At 69.2% G+C, this 19,004-nt stretch carries 16 protein-coding genes; 7 read left to right on the forward strand and 9 right to left on the reverse strand.

Features of this window, described 5'->3' with window-relative positions; translation table 11 throughout:
• Window positions 1–4: 4 nt before the first annotated feature.
• A complete protein-coding gene (locus RN743_RS08735) occupies window positions 5–1,858 on the reverse strand; it encodes a thioredoxin family protein (protein WP_310779000.1) in 1,854 nt (617 codons plus the stop codon).
• A gap of 247 nt (window positions 1,859–2,105) precedes the next feature.
• Between RN743_RS08735 and RN743_RS08740 the strand changes: the two genes are divergently transcribed.
• Complete coding sequence (locus RN743_RS08740) at window positions 2,106–2,513, forward strand: DoxX family membrane protein (protein ID WP_310779002.1); 408 nt, start codon at window positions 2,106–2,108, stop codon at window positions 2,511–2,513.
• Window positions 2,514–2,567: 54 nt separating this feature from the next.
• Here RN743_RS08740 and RN743_RS08745 read toward each other — a convergent pair whose 3' ends face one another.
• The 3 genes from RN743_RS08745 to RN743_RS08755 form a co-directional block, all read right to left on the reverse strand.
• Entirely contained in the window at window positions 2,568–4,097 is a 1,530-nt protein-coding gene (locus tag RN743_RS08745; RefSeq protein WP_310779005.1) for an inorganic phosphate transporter, read from the reverse strand.
• 129 nt (window positions 4,098–4,226) lie between these two features.
• The gene (locus tag RN743_RS08750) at window positions 4,227–4,484 is read right to left on the reverse strand and encodes a hypothetical protein (RefSeq protein WP_310779008.1); all 258 of its coding nucleotides are present in this window, start codon (window positions 4,482–4,484) and stop codon (window positions 4,227–4,229) included.
• Window positions 4,481–4,903, reverse strand: coding sequence for a putative toxin-antitoxin system toxin component, PIN family (locus RN743_RS08755; protein WP_310779011.1), 423 nt, complete (start codon window positions 4,901–4,903; stop codon window positions 4,481–4,483). Before RN743_RS08755 ends, RN743_RS08750 begins: the two co-directional genes overlap by 4 nt.
• Window positions 4,904–4,962: 59 nt before the next feature.
• Here RN743_RS08755 and RN743_RS08760 point away from each other — a divergent pair, with 59 nt between their 5' ends.
• Both RN743_RS08760 and RN743_RS08765 read left to right on the forward strand, forming a co-directional pair.
• Window positions 4,963–6,084 carry an aminotransferase class I/II-fold pyridoxal phosphate-dependent enzyme gene (locus RN743_RS08760; protein WP_310779014.1) on the forward strand — a complete coding sequence of 374 codons (1,122 nt, stop codon included), beginning with the start codon at window positions 4,963–4,965 and terminating at the stop codon, window positions 6,082–6,084.
• A 21-nt stretch (window positions 6,085–6,105) separates the two neighbouring features.
• Window positions 6,106–7,602: a CHAD domain-containing protein gene (locus tag RN743_RS08765; RefSeq protein WP_310779017.1), complete on the forward strand. Its 1,497-nt coding sequence runs from the start codon at window positions 6,106–6,108 to the stop codon at window positions 7,600–7,602.
• A 69-nt stretch (window positions 7,603–7,671) separates the two neighbouring features.
• Here the strand turns inward: RN743_RS08765 and RN743_RS08770 are convergent, their stop codons facing one another.
• Both RN743_RS08770 and hisN read right to left on the reverse strand, forming a co-directional pair.
• Window positions 7,672–8,928, reverse strand: a complete 1,257-nt coding sequence (locus RN743_RS08770) for an amidohydrolase family protein (RefSeq protein WP_310779020.1) — start codon at window positions 8,926–8,928, stop codon at window positions 7,672–7,674.
• A complete protein-coding gene (gene hisN / locus RN743_RS08775) occupies window positions 8,925–9,701 on the reverse strand; it encodes a histidinol-phosphatase (protein WP_310779023.1) in 777 nt (258 codons plus the stop codon). Before hisN ends, RN743_RS08770 begins: the two co-directional genes overlap by 4 nt.
• 89 nt (window positions 9,702–9,790) lie before the next feature.
• Between hisN and RN743_RS08780 the strand changes: the two genes are divergently transcribed.
• The gene (locus RN743_RS08780) at window positions 9,791–10,777 is read left to right on the forward strand and encodes an FAD binding domain-containing protein (RefSeq protein WP_310779025.1); all 987 of its coding nucleotides are present in this window, start codon (window positions 9,791–9,793) and stop codon (window positions 10,775–10,777) included.
• Between the two features lie 34 nt (window positions 10,778–10,811).
• On the opposite strand, the gene RN743_RS08785 is transcribed toward RN743_RS08780, so the two are convergent.
• Window positions 10,812–11,957 (reverse strand): hypothetical protein, encoded by a 1,146-nt coding sequence (locus RN743_RS08785; protein ID WP_310779028.1) that lies wholly within the window; start codon window positions 11,955–11,957, stop codon window positions 10,812–10,814.
• A gap of 236 nt (window positions 11,958–12,193) precedes the next feature.
• Here RN743_RS08785 and RN743_RS08790 point away from each other — a divergent pair, with 236 nt between their 5' ends.
• Window positions 12,194–12,805 (forward strand): superoxide dismutase, encoded by a 612-nt coding sequence (locus RN743_RS08790; protein ID WP_310779031.1) that lies wholly within the window; start codon window positions 12,194–12,196, stop codon window positions 12,803–12,805.
• Between the two features lie 31 nt (window positions 12,806–12,836).
• On the opposite strand, the gene RN743_RS08795 is transcribed toward RN743_RS08790, so the two are convergent.
• Complete coding sequence (locus RN743_RS08795; RefSeq protein ID WP_310779034.1) at window positions 12,837–13,961, reverse strand: ATP-dependent 6-phosphofructokinase; 1,125 nt, start codon at window positions 13,959–13,961, stop codon at window positions 12,837–12,839.
• A 137-nt stretch (window positions 13,962–14,098) separates the two neighbouring features.
• On the opposite strand from RN743_RS08795, the gene RN743_RS08800 reads away from it, so the two are divergent.
• Complete coding sequence (locus tag RN743_RS08800; protein ID WP_310779037.1) at window positions 14,099–14,773, forward strand: HAD-IA family hydrolase; 675 nt, start codon at window positions 14,099–14,101, stop codon at window positions 14,771–14,773.
• Here the strand turns inward: RN743_RS08800 and lon are convergent.
• Window positions 14,770–17,481 carry an endopeptidase La gene (lon, locus tag RN743_RS08805; protein WP_310779040.1) on the reverse strand — a complete coding sequence of 904 codons (2,712 nt, stop codon included), beginning with the start codon at window positions 17,479–17,481 and terminating at the stop codon, window positions 14,770–14,772. The two genes, RN743_RS08800 and lon, sit on opposite strands and share 4 nt — an antisense overlap.
• Window positions 17,482–17,745: 264 nt before the next feature.
• Between lon and RN743_RS08810 the strand changes: the two genes are divergently transcribed.
• Entirely contained in the window at window positions 17,746–18,999 is a 1,254-nt protein-coding gene (locus RN743_RS08810; protein ID WP_310779042.1) for a 4-hydroxy-3-methylbut-2-enyl diphosphate reductase, read from the forward strand.
• Window positions 19,000–19,004 lie beyond the last annotated feature (5 nt).

Here is a 19,004-nt window from a genome sequence, read left to right on the forward strand (position 1 = left end):
GCTGCTAGTCTCCGAGCAGGTCGAGGATCGCGGACTTCGAGATCAGTTCCGAGAAGACGTGCGGCTCCTGGTCCGGCCGGTAGAGCACGTAGAAGGGGATGCCGTAGCGGCCGAAGTCGGCCAGGTAGCGGCTGATCGAATCGTCGCGCCGCGTCCAGTCGGCCCGCATGGCGATGACGTCGTATTGCTCGAACGCCCCGGCCACTTCCTCCGTCTCCAGGAAGAGCGTCTCGTTGATCTTGCAGGTGAAACACCAGTCCGCCGTCACGTCGACGAACACGTAGGTGCCCTCGGCCGCGAGCCCCTCGGCCCGCTCGCGGTCGAAAGGCTGCCAGGCGATCAGCCGGTCCTCCGGCGCGACGCCGATCGTCGAGGGCCCCGCTTCGGACCGCCCCGCGGCCACGGTGGAGACGGCCACGACCGTCAGCGCCGCCGCGGCGACCCCGGCGAGGCGGCGCGGCGCCCGCCCCCGCTGCGCCCGGCTGGCGAGCCAGATCGCGAGGGCCACGGCCAGCAGCCCAATCTCGAAGAAGGCCACGCGCGGCGCCGACACCAGGCCCGACATGACGAAAAGGAGCCACACGAGCGTCGCCGCGAGCAGGAACCCCATCACCACGCGGAAGGTCGCCATCCACGCGCCCGGCCGCGGCAGCACGCGCCCCGCCGCCGGGAACGCCGCCAGGAGCAGGTACGGAGAGGCCATCCCGGTGCCGATCGCGCCGAACATGGCGGCCGTCGTAACCGAGTCCTGCGTGAGCGCGAAGCCGAGCGCGGTCCCCAGGAAGGGGGCGGAGCAGGGCGTCGCCATCAGCGTGGCGAAGAAGCCGGTCGCCAGGTGCCCCGCGAGCCCCTCGGACGGACCCGACGAGCCCACCTTCGCCAGTGTCCCCGGGAGATGGATCTCGAACAGTCCCCACATGTTGAGCGTGAAGAGCAGGATCACGACCGCGAGCGCCCCAACGAACACCGGCTCCTGGAACTGGATCCCCCAGCCCACCGCGACCCCGGCCGCGCGCGCCCCGATCGCGGCCCCCGCCAGCAGCAGGAAGGAGAGGACGATCCCCGCCGCCGTGGCGAGGCTTCCCGTCGTGAGCGCGCGCCTGCCCCCCTCCGCGCTCTTCATCAGCCCGAACACCTTGAGCGACAGCACGGGCAGCACGCACGGCATCGCGTTCAGGATCAGCCCGCCCAGGAAGCCCAGGAGCACGAACCACAGGAAGCCTCGTCCCGCGCCCCCGATCTGCGAGGCGCCGCCGCCCGTCCCGGCTTCCGCCGCAGCGAAGAACTCGGGGTTCGCGACTTCTCCTCCCGCGTCGATCGTCAGTCCCACCGTGGCCGGCGTAGTCACCGGCGCGAGGCACATTTTGTCGTCGCACGCCTGGTAGGTGACGTTCGTTCGGATGGGGTACGTGCCGGTCGCCGCTCCCGCCGGCGTCGGCAGCACGGCCCGGATGAAGATCTCGCCCTCGTACACGGAGATGGCGGTGGGCGCAAACTCGAAGCGCTTCATCTCGCCCGGGGGATAGCGAGGCGTCTCCGCCGCTGGCCAGTCCGGCGGCGCCTCGATCTCGATCTCCGTCGCGATCAGGTAGTCGTAGGTCGGCTCGTAGCTGTTCGTGTGCCAGCCGTCCTCGATGGTGAGGCGCACCGCGAGGTCGGCGGCCTCGCCGGCGAGGTAGGCCGTGCGGTCGAGGGCGACGGCGATGTCTCCCTTCTCGAGATCGAACGCCCCCTGCCGGGGAAGCTGCGCCGCGCCCGGGTCCGGGAGGAGTGATCCCGCGAAGGCGGCGATCAGCGCCGCGCGCGCCGGCCACGAGCGCCGCGCTTCGCCGTGTCCGTCTCCGGCAGTCCGTGGCAAAAGCCCTGCCGTTGTCCTGCCTCTCGAACCGACCGTCATTCGTCCCGATCCCCCGAAACTTGAGCTTCCGACCCACCGGCCGGAAAATTAGCCGTCCGGCCCCCGCGTCAAAACACCCGCCACGCCTGTGGCGATGGACGTCCGCGATGGACGTCCGCGCTGGCCCCCCCGATTGACGCCCCCGTTTACGGCGAACCACTCTTGAAGGAACGAGGAACGTCCCGCGACACCGGAACCGGAGGCCGACATGAAACGCTGGGGTCTGTTGCTGCTGAGAGTGAGCACGGGGTGGCTGCTGGTGATGTGGGGGCTCGACAAGTTTGCCGACGTGGAGCACGGCCAGCGCGTGGCCGAGAGCTTCTATCTCGGGATCGGTACGCAGGCGGTCGTCCAGAACGTGTTCGGCGGCCTGGAGATCGCCCTCGGACTGCTGGTGGTGGCGGGCCTGCTGAGGAAGTGGGCGTACCCCGCGGCGTTCGTCGTCCTCCTCATCACGGCGCTCGCCGTGTGGCGGTCGATCCTCGATCCGTGGGGCTGGGTCCTCGAGGGGTCGCAGGTCCTCTTCTATCCCTCGATCATCATTCTCGCGGGCTCCATGGTTCTGTGGGGCACGATGGACCAGGACGAGTTGACGGTCGACGCCCGCATGGGCTGACCCGCTTGGCCCGGCCCGGCGCGTTTCGAGGCGACGCGCCGGGCGGGCCGGGAATCAGCCGTGCTCCGGCTCGGGCCGGTGGACCCTTCCGAGCCGCCACATGCCGACGGCGACCAGCACGGCGACGATCGGCAGGCCGGCCGCCCCGGTCAGCACGATCAGCGAGGCCATCATGAAGGCGACCGAAGCGGCGATGAGGCCCGTGAGGAGCCAGCCGCCGAGCACCACCATGATGCCCGTCACGCGCTGGCCGCCGTCGATGGTCGTCCACGTTCGGTCCCCGAAGGAGGCGCCCATCGCGGCCATGAACGTGATGTAGGTGGTCGACAGGGGCAGCCTGTTCGCGGTGCCGATGGAGATGAGCAGCGCCGCGACGGTCAGATTCACGCTGGCGCGCAGCAGGTCGTACGGAGGATCCTGGGGATCCGGCGGGGGCGGTGCGGTCTGCACCTCGATATGCTCCCGGATCCTGCGCGGCGTGAGGCGCTTGGCGAAGAGGAAGCCCGAGTACCCCCACGTCGCGATCGACGTACCCAGCTTGCTGTCACGGAAGCGCTGCGGCGTGTGGCTCTGGGCGGCCAGCCGGATCTCGGTGTCCGTCACCCGACGCGCCTTCCGGGACCGGATGAGCGCCACGGCCATGATGATGCCTGCCGCCAGCAGCGCCCACGGCGGCGTCGGCACCCGGCCGGAAAGGTCGACCCCTTCCACGAGCACCGCCTGGAAGGCCGCGACCGATGGACCGATGAAATTGACGAGGTCGTTTCCGGCGAATGCCATGGACAGCGCGCCCGTACCGGTGAGGACGATGACGCCGACCACCGTCCTGGGTCGCCGCCGCAACACCAGCGCGAACACGCTGGACAGGACGAACACGCCGACGAGGATCAGGAAGATCTGCTCGCGCAGCATCGTCATCGTCTCCTCGCCGAGAAGCGCGGCGCCCTGCAGACCCTTGAACAGCACGAAATAGGACATCGCGGAGAACGAGACGCCGGTCCAGAGCCAGCCCCAGCGCGGAAAGCTCTCCTTCAGGTCGAATCCGTACAGGATCCGGACCAGCCACATGATCGCGGCCGCGCTCACGAAGGCGGTGATCACGGAGAGGAAGATGGCGGTGTAGATGCCGAGCACCGGCCCGGTGTTGATGACTGCCAGCGCTTCGCGGAATCCGCCCGCCGTGGTCCAGAGGGCGACCGCGATCGAGGCGCCCACGAGTTCCGACACGATCGATACGGTCGTGCTCGTCGGCAGCCCGAAGGTGTTGAACAGGTCCAGGAGAAGGACGTCCGCCGCCATGACCCCGAGATAGAGCGCGAGGATCGAGGTCAGGATGATCGTCCCGTCCACGTTGGTGAAGAAGCTGGGGTCGAACACGCCGCGCCGCGCCACTTCCATGAGGCCGCTCGATGTGAACGCGCCGAGGAGGATCCCGATCGTAGCGATGATCATGATGAGGCGCCGCCGCGCCACCCGGGACCCGAACGCCGAGTTCAGGAAGTTCACCGCATCGTTTGCGACCCCGACCCAGAGGTCGAAGGTGGCGAGCCCGAGAATCAGAAGCAGAGCAATCGTTTCGAACAATGGATCAACGCCTGGCTGGGGGCCGTGACGACCGGAAAGCCGTCGCGCCCGGGTGTCGCACACCGTGCTTCCCGCGCCAACTCTAGGCCGGTTTCACAGGCAGGCAAGCGTCGTGACGAGACTGTTACGTCAGCGGCGATCCTCAGGGTGAGGTGGCTTGCCGCCGCTTCGCCTCAGGAGCCTTCGTGCCGCCTCGATGTCGGCCCCATCAGAGCGCTCGGCAAAGAACTCGGCCGTCCTCAAGGCCGCGATTTTTTCCGCAACGGCCGTGGCCACGAACTGATTGATGCTGGTCCCGTCCTCTCTACTGATTTCGCGGACCGCCATCTTGAGGGATGCGGGCAGGCGCAAGGGGTAGATGCTGGTCTGTCTCTGTTTTCTCGTCATCCGGATATCCACTGAAGAGCCCGCTTCGGCAACAACACGGGAATGCCAAATCTGTCTGCAGCGTCCTCAAAATCCCGCCGGTTGAAGGTGACCAATGCGTCGGCGTTTCCGTTGATGGCGGCTTCCAGGACCATCTCGTCAGCCGGGTCCCGGAGTTGTGGGCGCCAGAGAAACCGTGATCGTATCGGCTCCGCCACCGCGCACATCGCCGAGATGAAGGTTCCCACTTCGTCCTCCTCCAGGCCTGCCTCGATTCGCTGCGCCGGGACCTTGCATGTACTCTCGTATTCCAGCACCAGCGCCACCGAGAAAAGCAGGGTGAAGTCCCGCGCCAGCGCGTGATCGAGCAATTTGGCCGAGGCGCCCCCGGGGCTTAGTAAGCCGGCAACGATGATGTTCGTGTCGAGAACAAGACGCATCGCCGATGATGTCACATCGCATGAGATGTGACAAACGCACAAGTCAAGCGGAGGAGAGGATGCGGGTTCCCCCATTCCTGATGGAGCGGTGGCAGTCGACGTTCGAGCACCGCGTGGACTACAACCTTTCCGAGAGCGGCGTGCACCCGCTGACGCTGTCGGAACTCCTGGAACTCATCGACCTGGACCTGGGCGGCGTCCGCCTGGAATACGGACAGAGCGACGGTTCCGACCCGCTCAAGGCCGTGATTGCGGACCTGTACGAGGGCGCCGTTCCCGAGAACATCATCGTCACGACCGGCGGGGCCGAAGCCAACTATGTCGTGCTCTGGAGCCTGGTGTCGGCCGGGGACCGGGTCGTGGCGCTGGAACCGACCTACGGCCAGACGCCCGGATTGGCGCGAGGACTGGGCGCGGACGTCGTCTCGTGGAAGCTCGATGAAGCGCGTGGCTGGCAGCCTGCGCCGGGAAGCGCCGCGGAAGTCATCACGCCGGGGACGCGCCTCGTCATCGTCACGAATCCCAACAACCCGACGGGAGCCGTCCTCACGGGCGCGGCCATGGACGAGATCGTCGAGGCGGCGGAGGCGGTCGGGGCCTGGATTCTGGCGGACGAGGTCTATGTCGGAGCGGAGGTCGAGGGCCCGGAGACGCCCAGCTTCTGGGGCCGTTACGACCGGGTGATCGTGACCGGCTCCCTCTCGAAGGCCTATGCGCTTCCGGGTCTCCGGCTCGGCTGGATCACGGCGCCGGCGCACATGCACGAGGAGTTCTGGAGCCGGAAGGACTACACGACGATCACGCCGGCCACCCTCTCGGACGTCGCGGCGCGCCGCGTGCTGAGCGCCGAGGTACGCCCCCGCGTGCTCGAAAGGACCCGGGGCATCATCCGCGCCAATGTCGCTCGCGTCACCCGCTGGCTGGACGACCGCGCGGACCTGTTTTCGTACCGGGCGCCGGATGCCGGCGCGATCTGCTACGTGCGCTACGGTCTCGACATCAACTCGACGGAGCTGGCGGAACGGCTGCGGGCCGAGAGGGGTGTCCTCGTCGTCCCCGGAGACCACTTCGGGATGGACCACTACCTGCGGATCGGCTTCGGCAACCCGGCCGCGGAACTCGACGAGGCGCTCGACCGCGTGGCGGCCCTTCTCGAGGAGGCCTGCGCCGCGGTGGCCTAGAGAAACGACACGGGGTTCCAGGTGTCCGCGACGGTCGAAGTCGAGGTCAAGCTGACGGGAAGGGCGCGGGAGTTGTCCGCGGCGTTCGACGACCTGGGCGATACACGCCCCGTTCGCGAACAGCTTCTGACGGTCTACTACGACACCCCGGAGGGCCATCTCCGACATCGCGGCTTCGCTCTCAGAATCCGGAGCGGGCGCGGCGTCCGGGAACTGACCCTGAAGCGGGACGAGGGGGACGGACTGACCCGCGGCGAGTGGACTTCGTCCTTGCCGCCCACCACGGGGGCTGAGGGGCCGCCGCGGCTCGATCGACTCCCGCCGGAGGCTCCCGTCGGCGATCTCGGGATCGCGGAGGCCGACGCGCTGAACCCCACCTTCCTCACGGACATCGAGCGCACGAAGAAAGAGGTCCGGACCGGCGACGCTCGGGTCGAGGCGTCTCTGGACACGGGGCGGATTTCGGCCGGCGAACGCGAGGCGCGGGTAGCCGAACTGGAGTTGGAACTGCTGGGCGGGCCGGTCGGGGACATGCTGTCGGGTGCGCGGGCGCTCCTCGAGAAGCGCCGCCTCAGGATCGGCACGCGCTCCAAGGCGGCGAGAGGCACGGATCTGCTTCTCGGCACGTCGCCGCCCGCCGTCCGGGCGACCCGATCGAAGCTCGGTCCGGCGGATTCGATCGACGGGGCGCTCGCCAAGGTCGTCCGGGCCGCGTCCATCCACGTGACGGGGAATCTCGCTCCGGTGCTGGAGGCCGGCGATCCCGAAGGCATCCACCAACTGCGCGTCTCTCTGCGGCGGCTGCGCTCGGCGCTGCTATTCCTCAAGCCCCATCTCGGATCCCGTGCCGCAGCCCTGAACCGCGAGGCCCGGCGGGCGCTCAAGCGGCTGGGCCCGGCGCGCGACCTCGACGTCTTCCTGCTCGAGACGCTGCCTCCGGTGATCGACGCGCACCCCGCAGTGTCCTCGCTGCCGCGGCTTCGTGACGCCGCACGGGAACGGCGGGACGCGGCCCACGAATCGGCCCGGAAACTGATCCTGGGACGGCGGTTCAACCGGTTCGTCCTCGACCTGCTGCGCGTGGCCCACGGCGGCGGACTCGTCGTGCGGGACGCAGACGAGCCCCTCCTGAAGACCGCGAGGCGCAGGCTGATCGGGAGATATCGGAGCCTGATGAAGGCGGGGAGCGGTTTCGATCGCCTCACGGAGCCGGAGCGCCACCGGGTCAGGATCGCGCTCAAGAAGCTCCGCTATGCGTGCGACTACTCGCGGACCCTGTTTCCGGGGCCGGCGGTGGACACCTGCCTCCGACGTCTGTCGGCGCTGCAGGACGCCCTCGGCCACCTGAACGACGCGTCCGTCGCCCGGCGGATCTCGCAGGAGTTGGCCGCGGCCGACCCACTCGTGACGGAGGGAGCGGTGCGAGTCGGCGACTGGTGCGACCGGTGGGCGCGCGAGGCGGAGCCCGGCCTCATCGAGTCCTGGCGGACGTTCGCCGCGACGGACCCGTTCTGGTAGCCCGCCCGGCTGTTCTTCCGGCGGTCCTCCCGGCGGTCCTCCCGGTCCTCCAGGCGGCTCCGGTACTCGTCAGGGGACGATGCGCGGCCCCAGCGAACGGCGGTGGCGCCGGACGCCGCGCGCGAAGAGGAGCAGCGTGAGCAGGAGCGCGGCCCCGCCGATGAGGAGCCGCACGGGATTGTCCGAAACCCGGTTGCCGGGGTTGTCGAGCAGGGCGTCGAAGAGCGTGGGCGGATCGTAGAGGACCCCGCCCTTGCCCACGCGGGACACCGTCTGCGTGAGCGAAATGTCCAGGCGCGGATCGCTCTCGAGAATCAGAAAGTCCCCCAGCTTGCCCGGCTCCAGGGTGCCCCGCGAATCGTCGAGCCCCAGGTGGCGGGCCGCCTCGCGCGTGGCGGCGTAAAGCGCGTCCTCCGCCGTCAATCCGGCCGCGACGAGCGCGTCCATCTCCTCGTGCAGCGCCAGCCCCGGCGCGAGCGCGCCGTTCGTCGCCGTGGAGACGGATCCTCCGGCGGCGTGGAACTCCCGCACGAACTCGCGGAGCACCTCCAGCGCCGCACCCAGCCGTTCGGCCTCGGCGGGCGTGCGGTCGGGAAGGAGCCGGTCCTGAATGCGCTCCGTGACCATCGCGAACTCGACCAGGCGGTTCATCCCGTGAGGAAGCCGATAGGGCGCAGCCCAGCGTTCCTGCTCCAGCAGGCGCGGCGCGAACGCGGCGCCCCGAGCCCCCATCGCGCGGGCGGAGTCCATCAATGCTTCGCGGTCGGCCAGCGTCGCCCGCGACCGCGCGAAAAGCTGGAGATCTCGCGGCTCGCGGCCGGGCGGCCCGCTTGCGTCGAGCGGGATCGTGGCGGCGAGCGCCAGACCGAAGAGGCCGAGCGGGTACGGCGGCTCCTCGACGGGCGTCGCCGGCCGCGGGGCGGGAATGCGCGCGTCATCGCTGCCGGTGGGGGGCAGCGGCTCCCCCTCGGGCCCCTCCGGAATCTCCGGGACGGCCGCCGTCGTAACACCGAGCAGAAAGGCCAGGTAGGCGGCCTGCTCGTTGCTCGGTACCTCCGCGGCCTCCTTCACGTCGATCAGCCCCGGCACGATCCAGAAGCCATCGGCGTCGAGCACCTCCACGCCCCCCGGCCCGGCGCAGTCGGCCGGTGCGCCCACGCACGTCACCAGGCCGTCGACCACGACGAGCCGCCCGGTCGGCCACACGGCTCCCGTGCCGTCGATGATGTTCGCGTTGTCGACCACGATCGACCCCGGCCCACCGCACGCCGCGAGGCCGGCCATAAGCGCGGCTGCTAGCCCCGGGTGGCGTCTGATTCCCGTCATGACGTTCCAGTTCCGTTCAGGATCTCCATCACCTCTCCGTGGAGCGCCGGCGCGGCCGCCACCGTCGACGCGCCGCCGATCGGATCGTCCCCCTCCCAGGTCGTGATCACGCCGCCCGCGCCCCGGATCACCGGGACCAGCGCCGCAATGTCCCACGGATGCATGACGGGATCGAGCATGATGTCGGCCCGCCCCGTCGCGACCATGAGATACCCGTAACAGTCGCCCCAGCCCCGGTACAGCGCCGTTTTCGCCCACAGCGCCTCGAACCCCGCCAGGTCCCGGTGCCGGCCGACCGCCCCCGGATCCGTCGTCAGGAGCATCGCCTCTGACAGCGAGCGGTCTTCCCGGACCCTCACCGCCTCCCCGTTGAAGGTCGTCCCGGACGGGGTGCCGATGGCCAGCTCGCCCGTGATCGGCTGGTGGATCACGCCCAGAATCGGCTCCCCGCCGCGCAGCAGTCCGATGAGCGTCCCGAACAGGGGGACGCCCGCGACGAAGGAGATCGTCCCGTCGATCGGGTCCAGCACCCAGACGTATTCCGCATCGTCGTTCTGCGGGCCGAACTCCTCCCCGACGATGCCGTGGTCGGGGAAGCGCTCCAGGATCCGGTCGCGCAGGAGCGTCTCGGCGTAGCGATCCGCCACCGTGACGGGCGACGCGTCCGGCTTGGATTCCACGGCCAGGTCGGGATGGCGGAACATGCCCGCGATCGCCCGGCCCGACTCCTCGGCCAGCTCCGCCGCGAATGCTCTCAGCGAATCGGGATCCAACGTCTTCTCCGGTTTCGGGGTTCGGGTTTGAGCGCGATCCGGCCCACAGGTTAGTGTCGCGTCCGGGACACGACACTAGGTTGCCGGACATGCTCAGGCTTCATCCGTACGAATACCACATGCCGCGCGCCCTCGACGAGGCGCTATCGCTGCTCGCCGCCCACGGCGACGACGCGATGCCCATCGCCGGCGGAACCGACCTCGTGCCCAACATGAAGCACGGGCTGTTCACGCCCGGCCACCTCGTCGCGCTCAGCCGGGTTCGGGAGATGCGGGGGATCGCCGCCACCGAGGCCGAGATCCGCATCGGGGCCGCCGAGACGCTGACCTCGGTCGCGACCCACCCGGAAGTCCTCGCGCGGATCCCCAGCCTCGCGCGCGCCGCCGAGCTCGTGTCCGGTCCGCAGTTGCGGCGGGTCGGCACCATCGGCGGCAACGTCTGCCTCGACACGCGCTGCGCCTACTACAACCAGACGAGGTTCTGGCGGAAGGCGCTCGGCTACTGTCTGAAGAAGGACGGCGACCTCTGCCACGTCGTGAAGGGCGGCACCCGCTGCGTCGCGGCGCACTCGGCCGACACGCCGCCCGTGCTCGCCGTGCTCGACGCGGTCCTCGAGGTCGCGGACGCGGACGGGACGCGCGACGTGCCGATACGACAATTCTTCACATCCGACGGAATCTGGAACCGGTCCATGGGGAGAAGCGAACTCGTCGTCGCGATCCGGGTTCCGCGGCCGCCCCCGGGTACGCAGGTCGCGTTTCAGAAACTCCGGCCGCGCGCGGCCATCGATTTCCCGCTGGCCAACCTGGCGGTGCGCGTCGGCCGCGACGACGACGGCCGCGTGTCCGATTTCCGCCTCGTCGTCTCCGCGATGGGTTCGTACCCCCGCCATGTGGGCAAGGTCGACGACGCCGCCATGGGGAACCGCCTCGGTCCCGGCGTGATCGAGGCCGTGGCCGAGCAGGCGTTCCGCCAGTGCCACCCGCTCTCCAACATCACCGTCGATCCGGAATGGCGCCGCGCCATGATCCCCGTCCTCGTCCGCCGCGCCCTCAACGAGATCGCCGCTGCCTGAGGCGCCGCACACAGCCGGGGTTTGCCACGGACGGCTAGTAGCCGAAGAGGTCTGCGAGGGGGACGTAGGCCTCGCCGGCGAAGGCGAGCACGTCGTCGATGCCGAACAGGATCTCGTTGAGCGCCGCCAGCTCCGAGCTGGTGAATCCCCGTCCGGCGGCATCGATGAAGACAGGCGCCTCCACCGTGCCCTCCACGAGCGCCTCCACCCGCCCCGCCTGACGGATCTCTCCCGCCTGCGCCCCGTCCACGACGGCGAGGTCGACGAGCGTCCGTCCGGCCGAGCCGTCGATGTCCATGCGAAAGAGGAGTTCCGCGTGCGACCCATCCACCGGCAGATCGCCGCCGACCCGCAGCCGTACCTCCGTCCCCTCCGCCGAGAGCACGCGGTGCGTGGACGTGACATACGTCATGCCGGCCGCGTCATCGAACTCCAGCAACTCGTCGAGTTCGAAGTCGAAGCGCCCGTTGTGGTCTTCCGCGAACCCCTCGGCGAGCAGGCTCACGGACACCCCGTTCGCGTCGGACGCGAAGGCGCCGTCCACGAGGTAGTCCGCGATGCGACGGGTTCCGCCGCCGCTCGTATCGAAGGCCCGCATCCGCAGCCGCGCGGACACCGCGTCGCTCTCGTCCGTGAGATCCACGAACCCGAACGGCCGCAGCGGCAGCGCGGGGAGGCCGGACGAAAGGTCCACCACGTACAGTTCGAACCGGACCCCGTTTTCCGGGCCTCCGTCGCCGTACTCGACATACGCGTCGATGGACGCGTCGAAGATGAACTCCTTGCCGAGGAAGTTGATCGGGAAGAGCGGGGTCTTCGCGCCCCGTCCGCGCCGCACTGCGACGTTCGCCACCGCCCGTTCGAGCGAACGCGGTTCGAGGGCACGGAGAAGATCGACCCGGTCGGAGGAGCCGCGGAGCCGGGCGTGGGCCGCCCGATTCGCCGGGGGCGCGGCCAGCCCGAGCACCTCGGCGATCGTCCGCACCTGCGCCACGATCGCGTTGTCCGCGGCGAACCGGAGCGAGTAGATCGAGTTCGCCGCCAACTCGGGATCGAAGGGGGGATCGGGCAGCGGCGGTCCGATGATGCCTCGTTCTTCCGCACAACCCGCGACCGCCAGTACGAGCAGCCCCACCGCCAGGGCACGACATCTTCCCGCCACCGCGATCCCTCCCCTCATGCTTGAAGCCCCTCCCATGGTTGAAGTCCCTCCCCTCATGGTTGGAGCCATTGGACAGGAGAAAGACGAAGCAGGAGGGAAGCGGGTCACGGCCCGTGGCAGCGCGCGGGAGCACGCGGGAGGCGGAAGTGGCTGGTCACGGTCCCCACCGCGCGCATACCTTGGCGGAGCATTCAAGAATCCGGCATTCGTCACTATGGCCCCCGGCCGGGGGCTCTTGATTCCGAGGAGGTAGGATGCACGCCTTGCCCGACCTGCCGTACGCCCACGACGCGCTCGAACCGACGATCGACGCGCGCACGATGGAGATCCACCACGGCAAGCATCACCAGGTGTACGTGAACATGCTGAACGGCGCGCTCGACGGTCACGAAGACCTCGCGAGCCTCTCCCTGGAGGCCCTCCTGCGCGGCATCTCCGACGTCCCCGAGTCGATCCGCGGCGCGGTGCGGAACCACGGCGGCGGACACTCGAACCACTCGCTGTTCTGGACTTCGATGTCCGCGGACGGGGGCGGGAGTCCGTCCGGCGACCTCGCGGCCGCCATCGACAACGCCTGCGGTTCCTTCGACGATTTCAAGGCGGCGTTCCAGCAGGCGGGCCTCACCCGCTTCGGCAGCGGCTGGGCGTGGCTCGTGGCCGGGGGCGGCGGCGAACTCTCCGTGTACTCCACCGCGAACCAGGACAGCCCGCTGATGCAGGGCGACACGCCGCTCCTGGGCGTGGACGTGTGGGAGCACGCGTACTACCTGAACTACCAGAACCGCCGGGCGGACTACCTCGCCGCGTTCTGGGACGTGGTGGACTGGGCCGCCGTGGCCGCCCGCTACGCCGCCGCCACCGGCTGACCTTCCCGAAACAGCAGCTCCGTGGTCGGGGTCAGTCGCCGAGGCTGACCCCGATCGCCTGCGCCGTCATCACGATGTCGCCGTCCACCGGCACCAGCTTGGGGTTGGCGAGCGCTTCGGCGAGCGGGATCGCCCGCACGAGCGGCGGATCGAGCGCGACCATCGTCCCGAATCGGCCGCGGGCCACGCAGCGCACGGCGGCCGCGCCGAAGCGCAGCGACATGACGCGGTCGTAGGCGGTCGGCGTGCCGCCCCGCTGCAGGTGGCCCAGCGTCAGCGACCGCGTTTCCTTCCCCGTGCGCCGGGCGATCTCGCGCGCCACCATGTCGCCCAGCCCGCCCAGCCGCTCCTGGTCGTCCCCGCCGCCGTGGACGGTCTTCGTCACCATCTCGCCCCCGGCCGGCGATGCGCCCTCCGCCACGCAGACGATGCTGAAGTCGCGCCCCGCGGCCTCACGCTCCCGGATCTTGTCGCACACCCTCTCGATGTCGAAGGGAATCTCGGGGATGAGGATGACGTCGGCCGAGCCCGCCAGCCCGCTGTAGAGCGCGATCCAGCCGGCGTCCCGTCCCATGACTTCCACCACCATGACGCGACGGTGGCTCTCCGCCGTGGAGTGAAGTTTCCCGATCGCGTCGGTGGCCGTCTCCACTGCCGTAAGAAACCCGAACGTGAGACTGGTTCCGCACAGGTCGTTGTCGATCGTCTTCGGCACGCCGACCACGGGAAGCCCCCGCTTTGACAGCCGGTGCGCGAGGTGGAGACTGCCGTCCCCGCCGATCGCGATCAGCGCGTCGATGCCATGCTGCCGCAGGCTCTCGATGACCTCGCCGGACCGGTCGCGCTCTTCGATCGAACCGTCCGGCAGGCGCACCGGCCACGCGAACGGGTCCGAGCGGTTGGTCGTTCCCAGAATCGTCCCGCCGCGGTGCGTGATCCCCCGCACTTCGTCGCTCCCCAGCGGGATCACCTGCCCGGGATCGTCCGGCAACAGCCCCCCGTAGCCGTTCTCGATGCCGACCACGCTCCAGCCGCGGCGGCGGGCGCTCAACACGATGGCCCGAATCACCGCGTTCAGCCCCGGCGCATCGCCGCCACCGGTGTTGATCGCGATCTTCTTGATCGTTCCCGCTCCACCTGCCTTCTTCTCATTCATGGCCCGATTATCGGGGCTGCGGCAGCGCGGGGCAAAACCCCGCGTACACGTCGAGAGCGCGTCTCGAGCGCAGCGGGGCGTGTGCGACGCGCCGCAGGGGTTGACGCTAAGTCGCCGGGGCGGCACCCTCGCTCCCCATGTCACCGCGCCGCCCGCTGGAAACGATTCTGTTCGATCTCGACGGGACCCTCGTGGACTCGACCGACCTCATCGCCGCCTCCTGGCGCCATACGATGAGGACCCACTTCGACGACCCCCCGCCGGACGAGGTGTGGCTGAGGACGCTGGGCCAGCCGCTACGCACCCAGCTCGGCTACCTCGTGGACTCGGCCGAAGAGGTACAGGCCATGGTCGAGACCTACATCGACCACAACTTCCGGGAACACGAACGGCTCATCCGCTCGTTCCCGGGCGTCCGCGAGACGGTCGGGCGTTTACGCGAGAAGGGCGTGCGGCTCGGCGTGGTCACGAGCAAGGCGAGCGCCGGCACGGCCCGCAGCCTGGCGGCGTGTGCGCTGGAAGAAGCGCTCTTCGACGTGATCGTGACGTCGGATGAACCCGTGCCGCACAAGCCCGACCCCGCCCCCATCCGCCTGGCGCTCGAACGTCTCGGAGCCGCCGCCGAAACCGCCGCCTACGTGGGCGACTCCGTATGGGACATGCGGGCCGGACACGCGGCCGGCGTGACGACGATCGCCGCGCTCTGGGGCCCGTTCTCGGAGCGGGAACTGGTGATCGAACGCCCCCACATCATGCTCGACGCGATCGAGGACATCGTCGACCACGTCGCCGCACCGGGAGCGGCCGGCTAGCCTGAGGCCTTCCGCCCGCCGTCCGAGAAGGCGAGCGCCCCTTCCTCGATCGAGCCGTTGGCGAGCGCAGCGGCGAGCGCTTCGTCGAGCGTCTCCACGAGGTGGAAGTCGAGCTGCTCGCACACGTGATCCGGGAGGTCCTCGAGGTCGCCCTCGTTGACCGCCGGGAGGATGATCGCGCCGATCCCGGCGCGGGCGGCGCCGAGCACCTTCTCCTTCACGCCGCCGATCGGGAGCACCCGTCCGGAGAGCGTGATCTCGCCCGTCATGGCGACGTCGTGCCGCACCGGGTGGTCGCCGAGGGCGCTCACGAGCGCCACCGCCATGGCGATGCCCGCCGACGGTCCCTCCTTGGGGATGGCGCCGGCCGGGACATGGATGTGAATCTCGTGATCCCGTAGCCGTTCCTCCGTGAGATCGAGCCCGTTCGCGTGGCTGCGCGCGAAGGTGAGCGCGGCCTGCGCGCTCTCCTTCATGACGTCGCCGAGCTGCCCGGTCAGGACGAGCCCTTCCTTGCCCTTCAGGACCCTCGTCTCGACGAGCATGATGTCGCCGCCCACGGGCGTGTAGAACATGCCCGTCGCCACGCCGACCGCATCCTCCTCCATCTTTTCGGCGGCATGCACCTTCGGCCGGCCCAGCAGATCACGCAGGTCGTCCGCGTCCACCGCCGCCTCCGAGGATCCCGTCGCGATCTTCCGCGCGGACTTCCGGCAGACCGAGCCGAGTTCGCGCTCGAGTTGCCGCACGCCGGCCTCGCGCGTGTAGCGGGTGATGATCGCGCGAATCGCGCCCTCGTCGACCTCGACCTGCTCCGGGAGCAGGCCGTTCCGCCGCTTTTGCCGCGGCAGGAGGAAACGGCGCGCGATCTCGAGCTTCTCGGCTTCCGTGTAGCCACGGAACTCGATCGCCTCCATCCGGTCGCGCAGGGGTCCGGGGATCTGCTCGAACACGTTTGCCGTGGCGATAAACAGCACCTGCGAGAGATCGAAGGGCACCCCGAGGTAGTGATCGACGAACGACTCGTTCTGCGCCGGATCGAGCACCTCCATCAGCGCGGCCGAGGGGTCGCCCTGGAAGGACACCCCCAGCTTGTCGATCTCATCGAGGAGGAACACGGGGTTCTTCGTCCCCGCCCGCTTCAGCCCCTCGATGATGCGGCCCGCCATCGCGCCCACGTACGTGCGCCGGTGTCCCCGGATGTCCGCCTCGTCGCGCGCCCCGCCCAGCGACACGCGGACGTACTTCCGCCCCATGGCGTCGGCGATCGAACGGGCGATCGAAGTCTTGCCCACGCCCGGCGGCCCGACGAAGAGCAGCGTCTCCCCCGCGCGGTCGTCTTCATACCCCCGGACCGGGTCGGCCTCGGCCTCGTCGGATGCTTCCCCATCGGAGGCCTCGGACCCCTCGGGGGCCGTCGCGTCCGCCTCGCTCTTCGCGCCGCTATTCCCCGACGCCTCGGTCCCCTCCTCCTCGTCGGTCTCCGGGCCCCCCCCGGCGTCCGCCTCCGATTCGGCGGCTTCGCGAGCCCTCGTCTCTTCCTGCAGCTTGCGGACCGCGAGGAAGTCGAGCACCCGATCCTTCACGTCCTGAAGTCCGTAGTGGTCCCGTTCCAGGATCTCTTCGGCGCGGGGGATGTCCAGTTGTTCCTCGGTCGTCTCCGACCACGGGAGATCCGCCACGATCTCCAGGTACGTTCGCACGACCTGGGCCTCCGCCGACTCGCGCGGGATGCGCTCGAGACGCCGAAGCTCGCGGTCGACTTCCTGGCGCGCCTCCTCCGGCAGCTCGAGCGCCTCGATGCGCTCGCGCAGGTCGTTCGCCTCCTGGGAGTCGATGTCCTCGCCCAGCTCCTTCTGGATCGCCTTCATCTGCTCGCGCAGGAAGATCTCGCGCTGCCTCTCCCCCAACTCCTCCTGGACCTGCTCGCGGATCTCCTCCTGCGCCTCGAGCAGCCCGATCTGCTTCTGCAGGTCCACGAGAAGCGAGCGCAGCCGCGCCTCGACGGAGAGGGTCTCGAGAAGCTCCTGCTTCTGCTCGACCTCGAGTTCGGTGTAGAAGGCGACGAGATCGGCGAGTTCGCCGGGCGTCGACACGCCGCCCAGGAGGTGGTCGACGATCTCCTTCGGCACGCCGCGCAGGCGGCTGACTTCCGCGGCTCGCTCATGGACCTCCTTGTAGAGCGCCGCGAAGGCCCGCTCTTCGGCGTCGAGCGGGTCCATGTCGTCCATCTCTCTCGCGACGACCTGGAGGTATCCGTCGCGCTCGGCGTATTCGAGGGCGGCGGCACGGGCATCGCCCTGGATGACCATCTGGATGCCGCCGGGCACCTTCTGCATCTGCGCGATCCGGCACACGGTCCCGATGCGGTACAGGTGCTCGGGGTCCGGCCGTTCGATCTCGGCATCGATCTGGGCGACCGCAAAGAGCAGCTTGTCCCCCGCGATCGCCCGGTCGATGGCCTTCATGGTCTTTTCCCGACCCGCCGCGATCGGCGCCGCCACGGCGGGGAACACGACCGTGCCCCGGAGGGGGAGCACGGGCAGCCGCAAGCGCTTCGACTCGGTCCGGCTCGCGGGTTCGGCTCCCTCGGCGGGGTCCGGCGCTTCGGCGCCCTCGACCTCGGCGACCTTCATCTCAAGCGGGACGCCGCCGTCTTCGGTGGGCGGCGCGCCAGCCTTATCCTTGCGTCCGTTTTCTTCGCTCATGCTCGCGTAGCTTCTATGTCCTCGCGCGACGTGCGCGGCCGTCGGATTCGCGTCTTCTGGTGCAGGTTTCGGGCCCGCCGGTTTCTCTCCCTGTACCCCACTGTCCGCCGATTTGACACAACGACGCTCGTAAGAGGTCTGCCGATGAGGGCGGTGTGCGTCAAGACGGCAGCCGTCCGCCCTGGCCTGGCAGCCCGTACGCCCGGGTCGGGCAGCCAGCCGTGCTAGCTTGGCAGCCGCGCGGGATCTTGCCATCTTGAGGGCATGGCAAAACAGACACTGAGTGCGGGCCGTCGCAAGGCGCCGGCCGCGGAGGAACGCTACTACCGGCGCGGGCTGGGTCTGAAGAAGGAGATCCAGCCGGTGATCGATTTCGAGTATGGGAGCGCCATCGTCTCCCTCATCCGGGAGCGGGACTTCGAGCTTCAGGCCGGGCGGATCCTTCTGCGCCTCGCGAAGAGTTCCGGGTTCTGCTACGGCGTGGACCGCGCGGTGGACTACGCGTACGAGTCGCGCCGCAAGTTCCCGGATCGGCGGATCCTCCTCGTCGGCGAGATCATCCACAACCCGCATGTGAACCGCCGGCTCCAGGAGATGGAGATCGAGTTCCTCTATCCTTCCGAAGCCGGGGAGTTCGACTTCAGCGGCGTCACCGTCGACGACGTCGTGATCATCCCGGCCTTCGGCGTGACGCTGCACGACTTCGAAGCGTTGCGGGCCCTCGACTGCATTCTGGTCGACACGACGTGCGGCTCGGTGCTCAACGTATGGAAGCGGGTGGACGGCTACGCGCGCGACGGGTTCACCTCCGTCATCCACGGCAAGTACTGGCACGAGGAGACGCGGGCGACCAGTTCGCAGGTCCTCAAGCACGAAGACGGGAAGTTCCTCGTCGTTCGCGACATGGAGCAGGCCCAAATGGTCTGTTCCTATATCCGCGGAGAAGGGGAGCGGGCGTCCTTCATGCAGACGTTTGCGGAATCCGTGTCCGAAGGGTTCGACCCCGACCTCCACCTGGAGAAGGTCGGCGTCGCCAACCAGACGACGATGCTGGCTTCCGAGTCGCTGGCCATCGCGGCGAAGCTCGGCGAGGCGGTCGCGGACCGCTGGGGGCCGGAGGAGATGCCGGACCGCTTCCGCAGCTTCGACACCATCTGCTCGGCGACGCAGAAGCGGCAGGACGCCGTCAAGGACATGATGGAGGACCCGCCGGACCTCATGGTCGTGATCGGAGGCTACAACTCCTCGAACACGAACCAGCTCGCGTACCTCTGCAGCCTGTATACGACGACGTATCACATAGAGGACGCCGCCTGCATCGATACCGTGCGCGGTCGCATCACCCACAAGCCGCTGGGAACCGATGACACGGTGACGGAGGGCGCCTGGTTGCCGGACGGGAACATCAGCATCGGCATCACGGCGGGCGCCTCCACGCCGAACTCGAAGCTCGGCGAGGCGGTGGAGCGCATCCTGCGGGGCGCCGGCTACGACCCCTCCGGCATCCTGAGGGCCTGACCGGC

Origin of the sequence: Candidatus Palauibacter scopulicola (assembly GCF_947581915.1) — a bacterium.
Lineage (GTDB): Bacteria > Gemmatimonadota > Gemmatimonadetes > Palauibacterales > Palauibacteraceae > Palauibacter > Palauibacter scopulicola.

Coding starts and splice junctions, on each gene's coding strand:
- RN743_RS08740 (WP_310779002.1), top strand. CDS start 2,106: ATGAAACGCTGGGGTCTGTTGCTGCTGAGAGTGAGCACGGGGTGGCTG.
- RN743_RS08750 (WP_310779008.1), bottom strand. CDS start 4,484: ATGACGAGAAAACAGAGACAGACCAGCATCTACCCCTTGCGCCTGCCC.
- RN743_RS08755 (WP_310779011.1), bottom strand. CDS start 4,903: ATGCGTCTTGTTCTCGACACGAACATCATCGTTGCCGGCTTACTAAGC.
- RN743_RS08760 (WP_310779014.1), top strand. CDS start 4,963: ATGCGGGTTCCCCCATTCCTGATGGAGCGGTGGCAGTCGACGTTCGAG.
- RN743_RS08770 (WP_310779020.1), bottom strand. CDS start 8,928: ATGACGGGAATCAGACGCCACCCGGGGCTAGCAGCCGCGCTTATGGCC.
- RN743_RS08780 (WP_310779025.1), top strand. CDS start 9,791: ATGCTCAGGCTTCATCCGTACGAATACCACATGCCGCGCGCCCTCGAC.
- RN743_RS08785 (WP_310779028.1), bottom strand. CDS start 11,957: ATGAGGGGAGGGATCGCGGTGGCGGGAAGATGTCGTGCCCTGGCGGTG.
- RN743_RS08790 (WP_310779031.1), top strand. CDS start 12,194: ATGCACGCCTTGCCCGACCTGCCGTACGCCCACGACGCGCTCGAACCG.
- RN743_RS08795 (WP_310779034.1), bottom strand. CDS start 13,961: ATGAATGAGAAGAAGGCAGGTGGAGCGGGAACGATCAAGAAGATCGCG.
- RN743_RS08800 (WP_310779037.1), top strand. CDS start 14,099: ATGTCACCGCGCCGCCCGCTGGAAACGATTCTGTTCGATCTCGACGGG.
- lon (WP_310779040.1), bottom strand. CDS start 17,481: ATGAGCGAAGAAAACGGACGCAAGGATAAGGCTGGCGCGCCGCCCACC.
- RN743_RS08810 (WP_310779042.1), top strand. CDS start 17,746: ATGGCAAAACAGACACTGAGTGCGGGCCGTCGCAAGGCGCCGGCCGCG.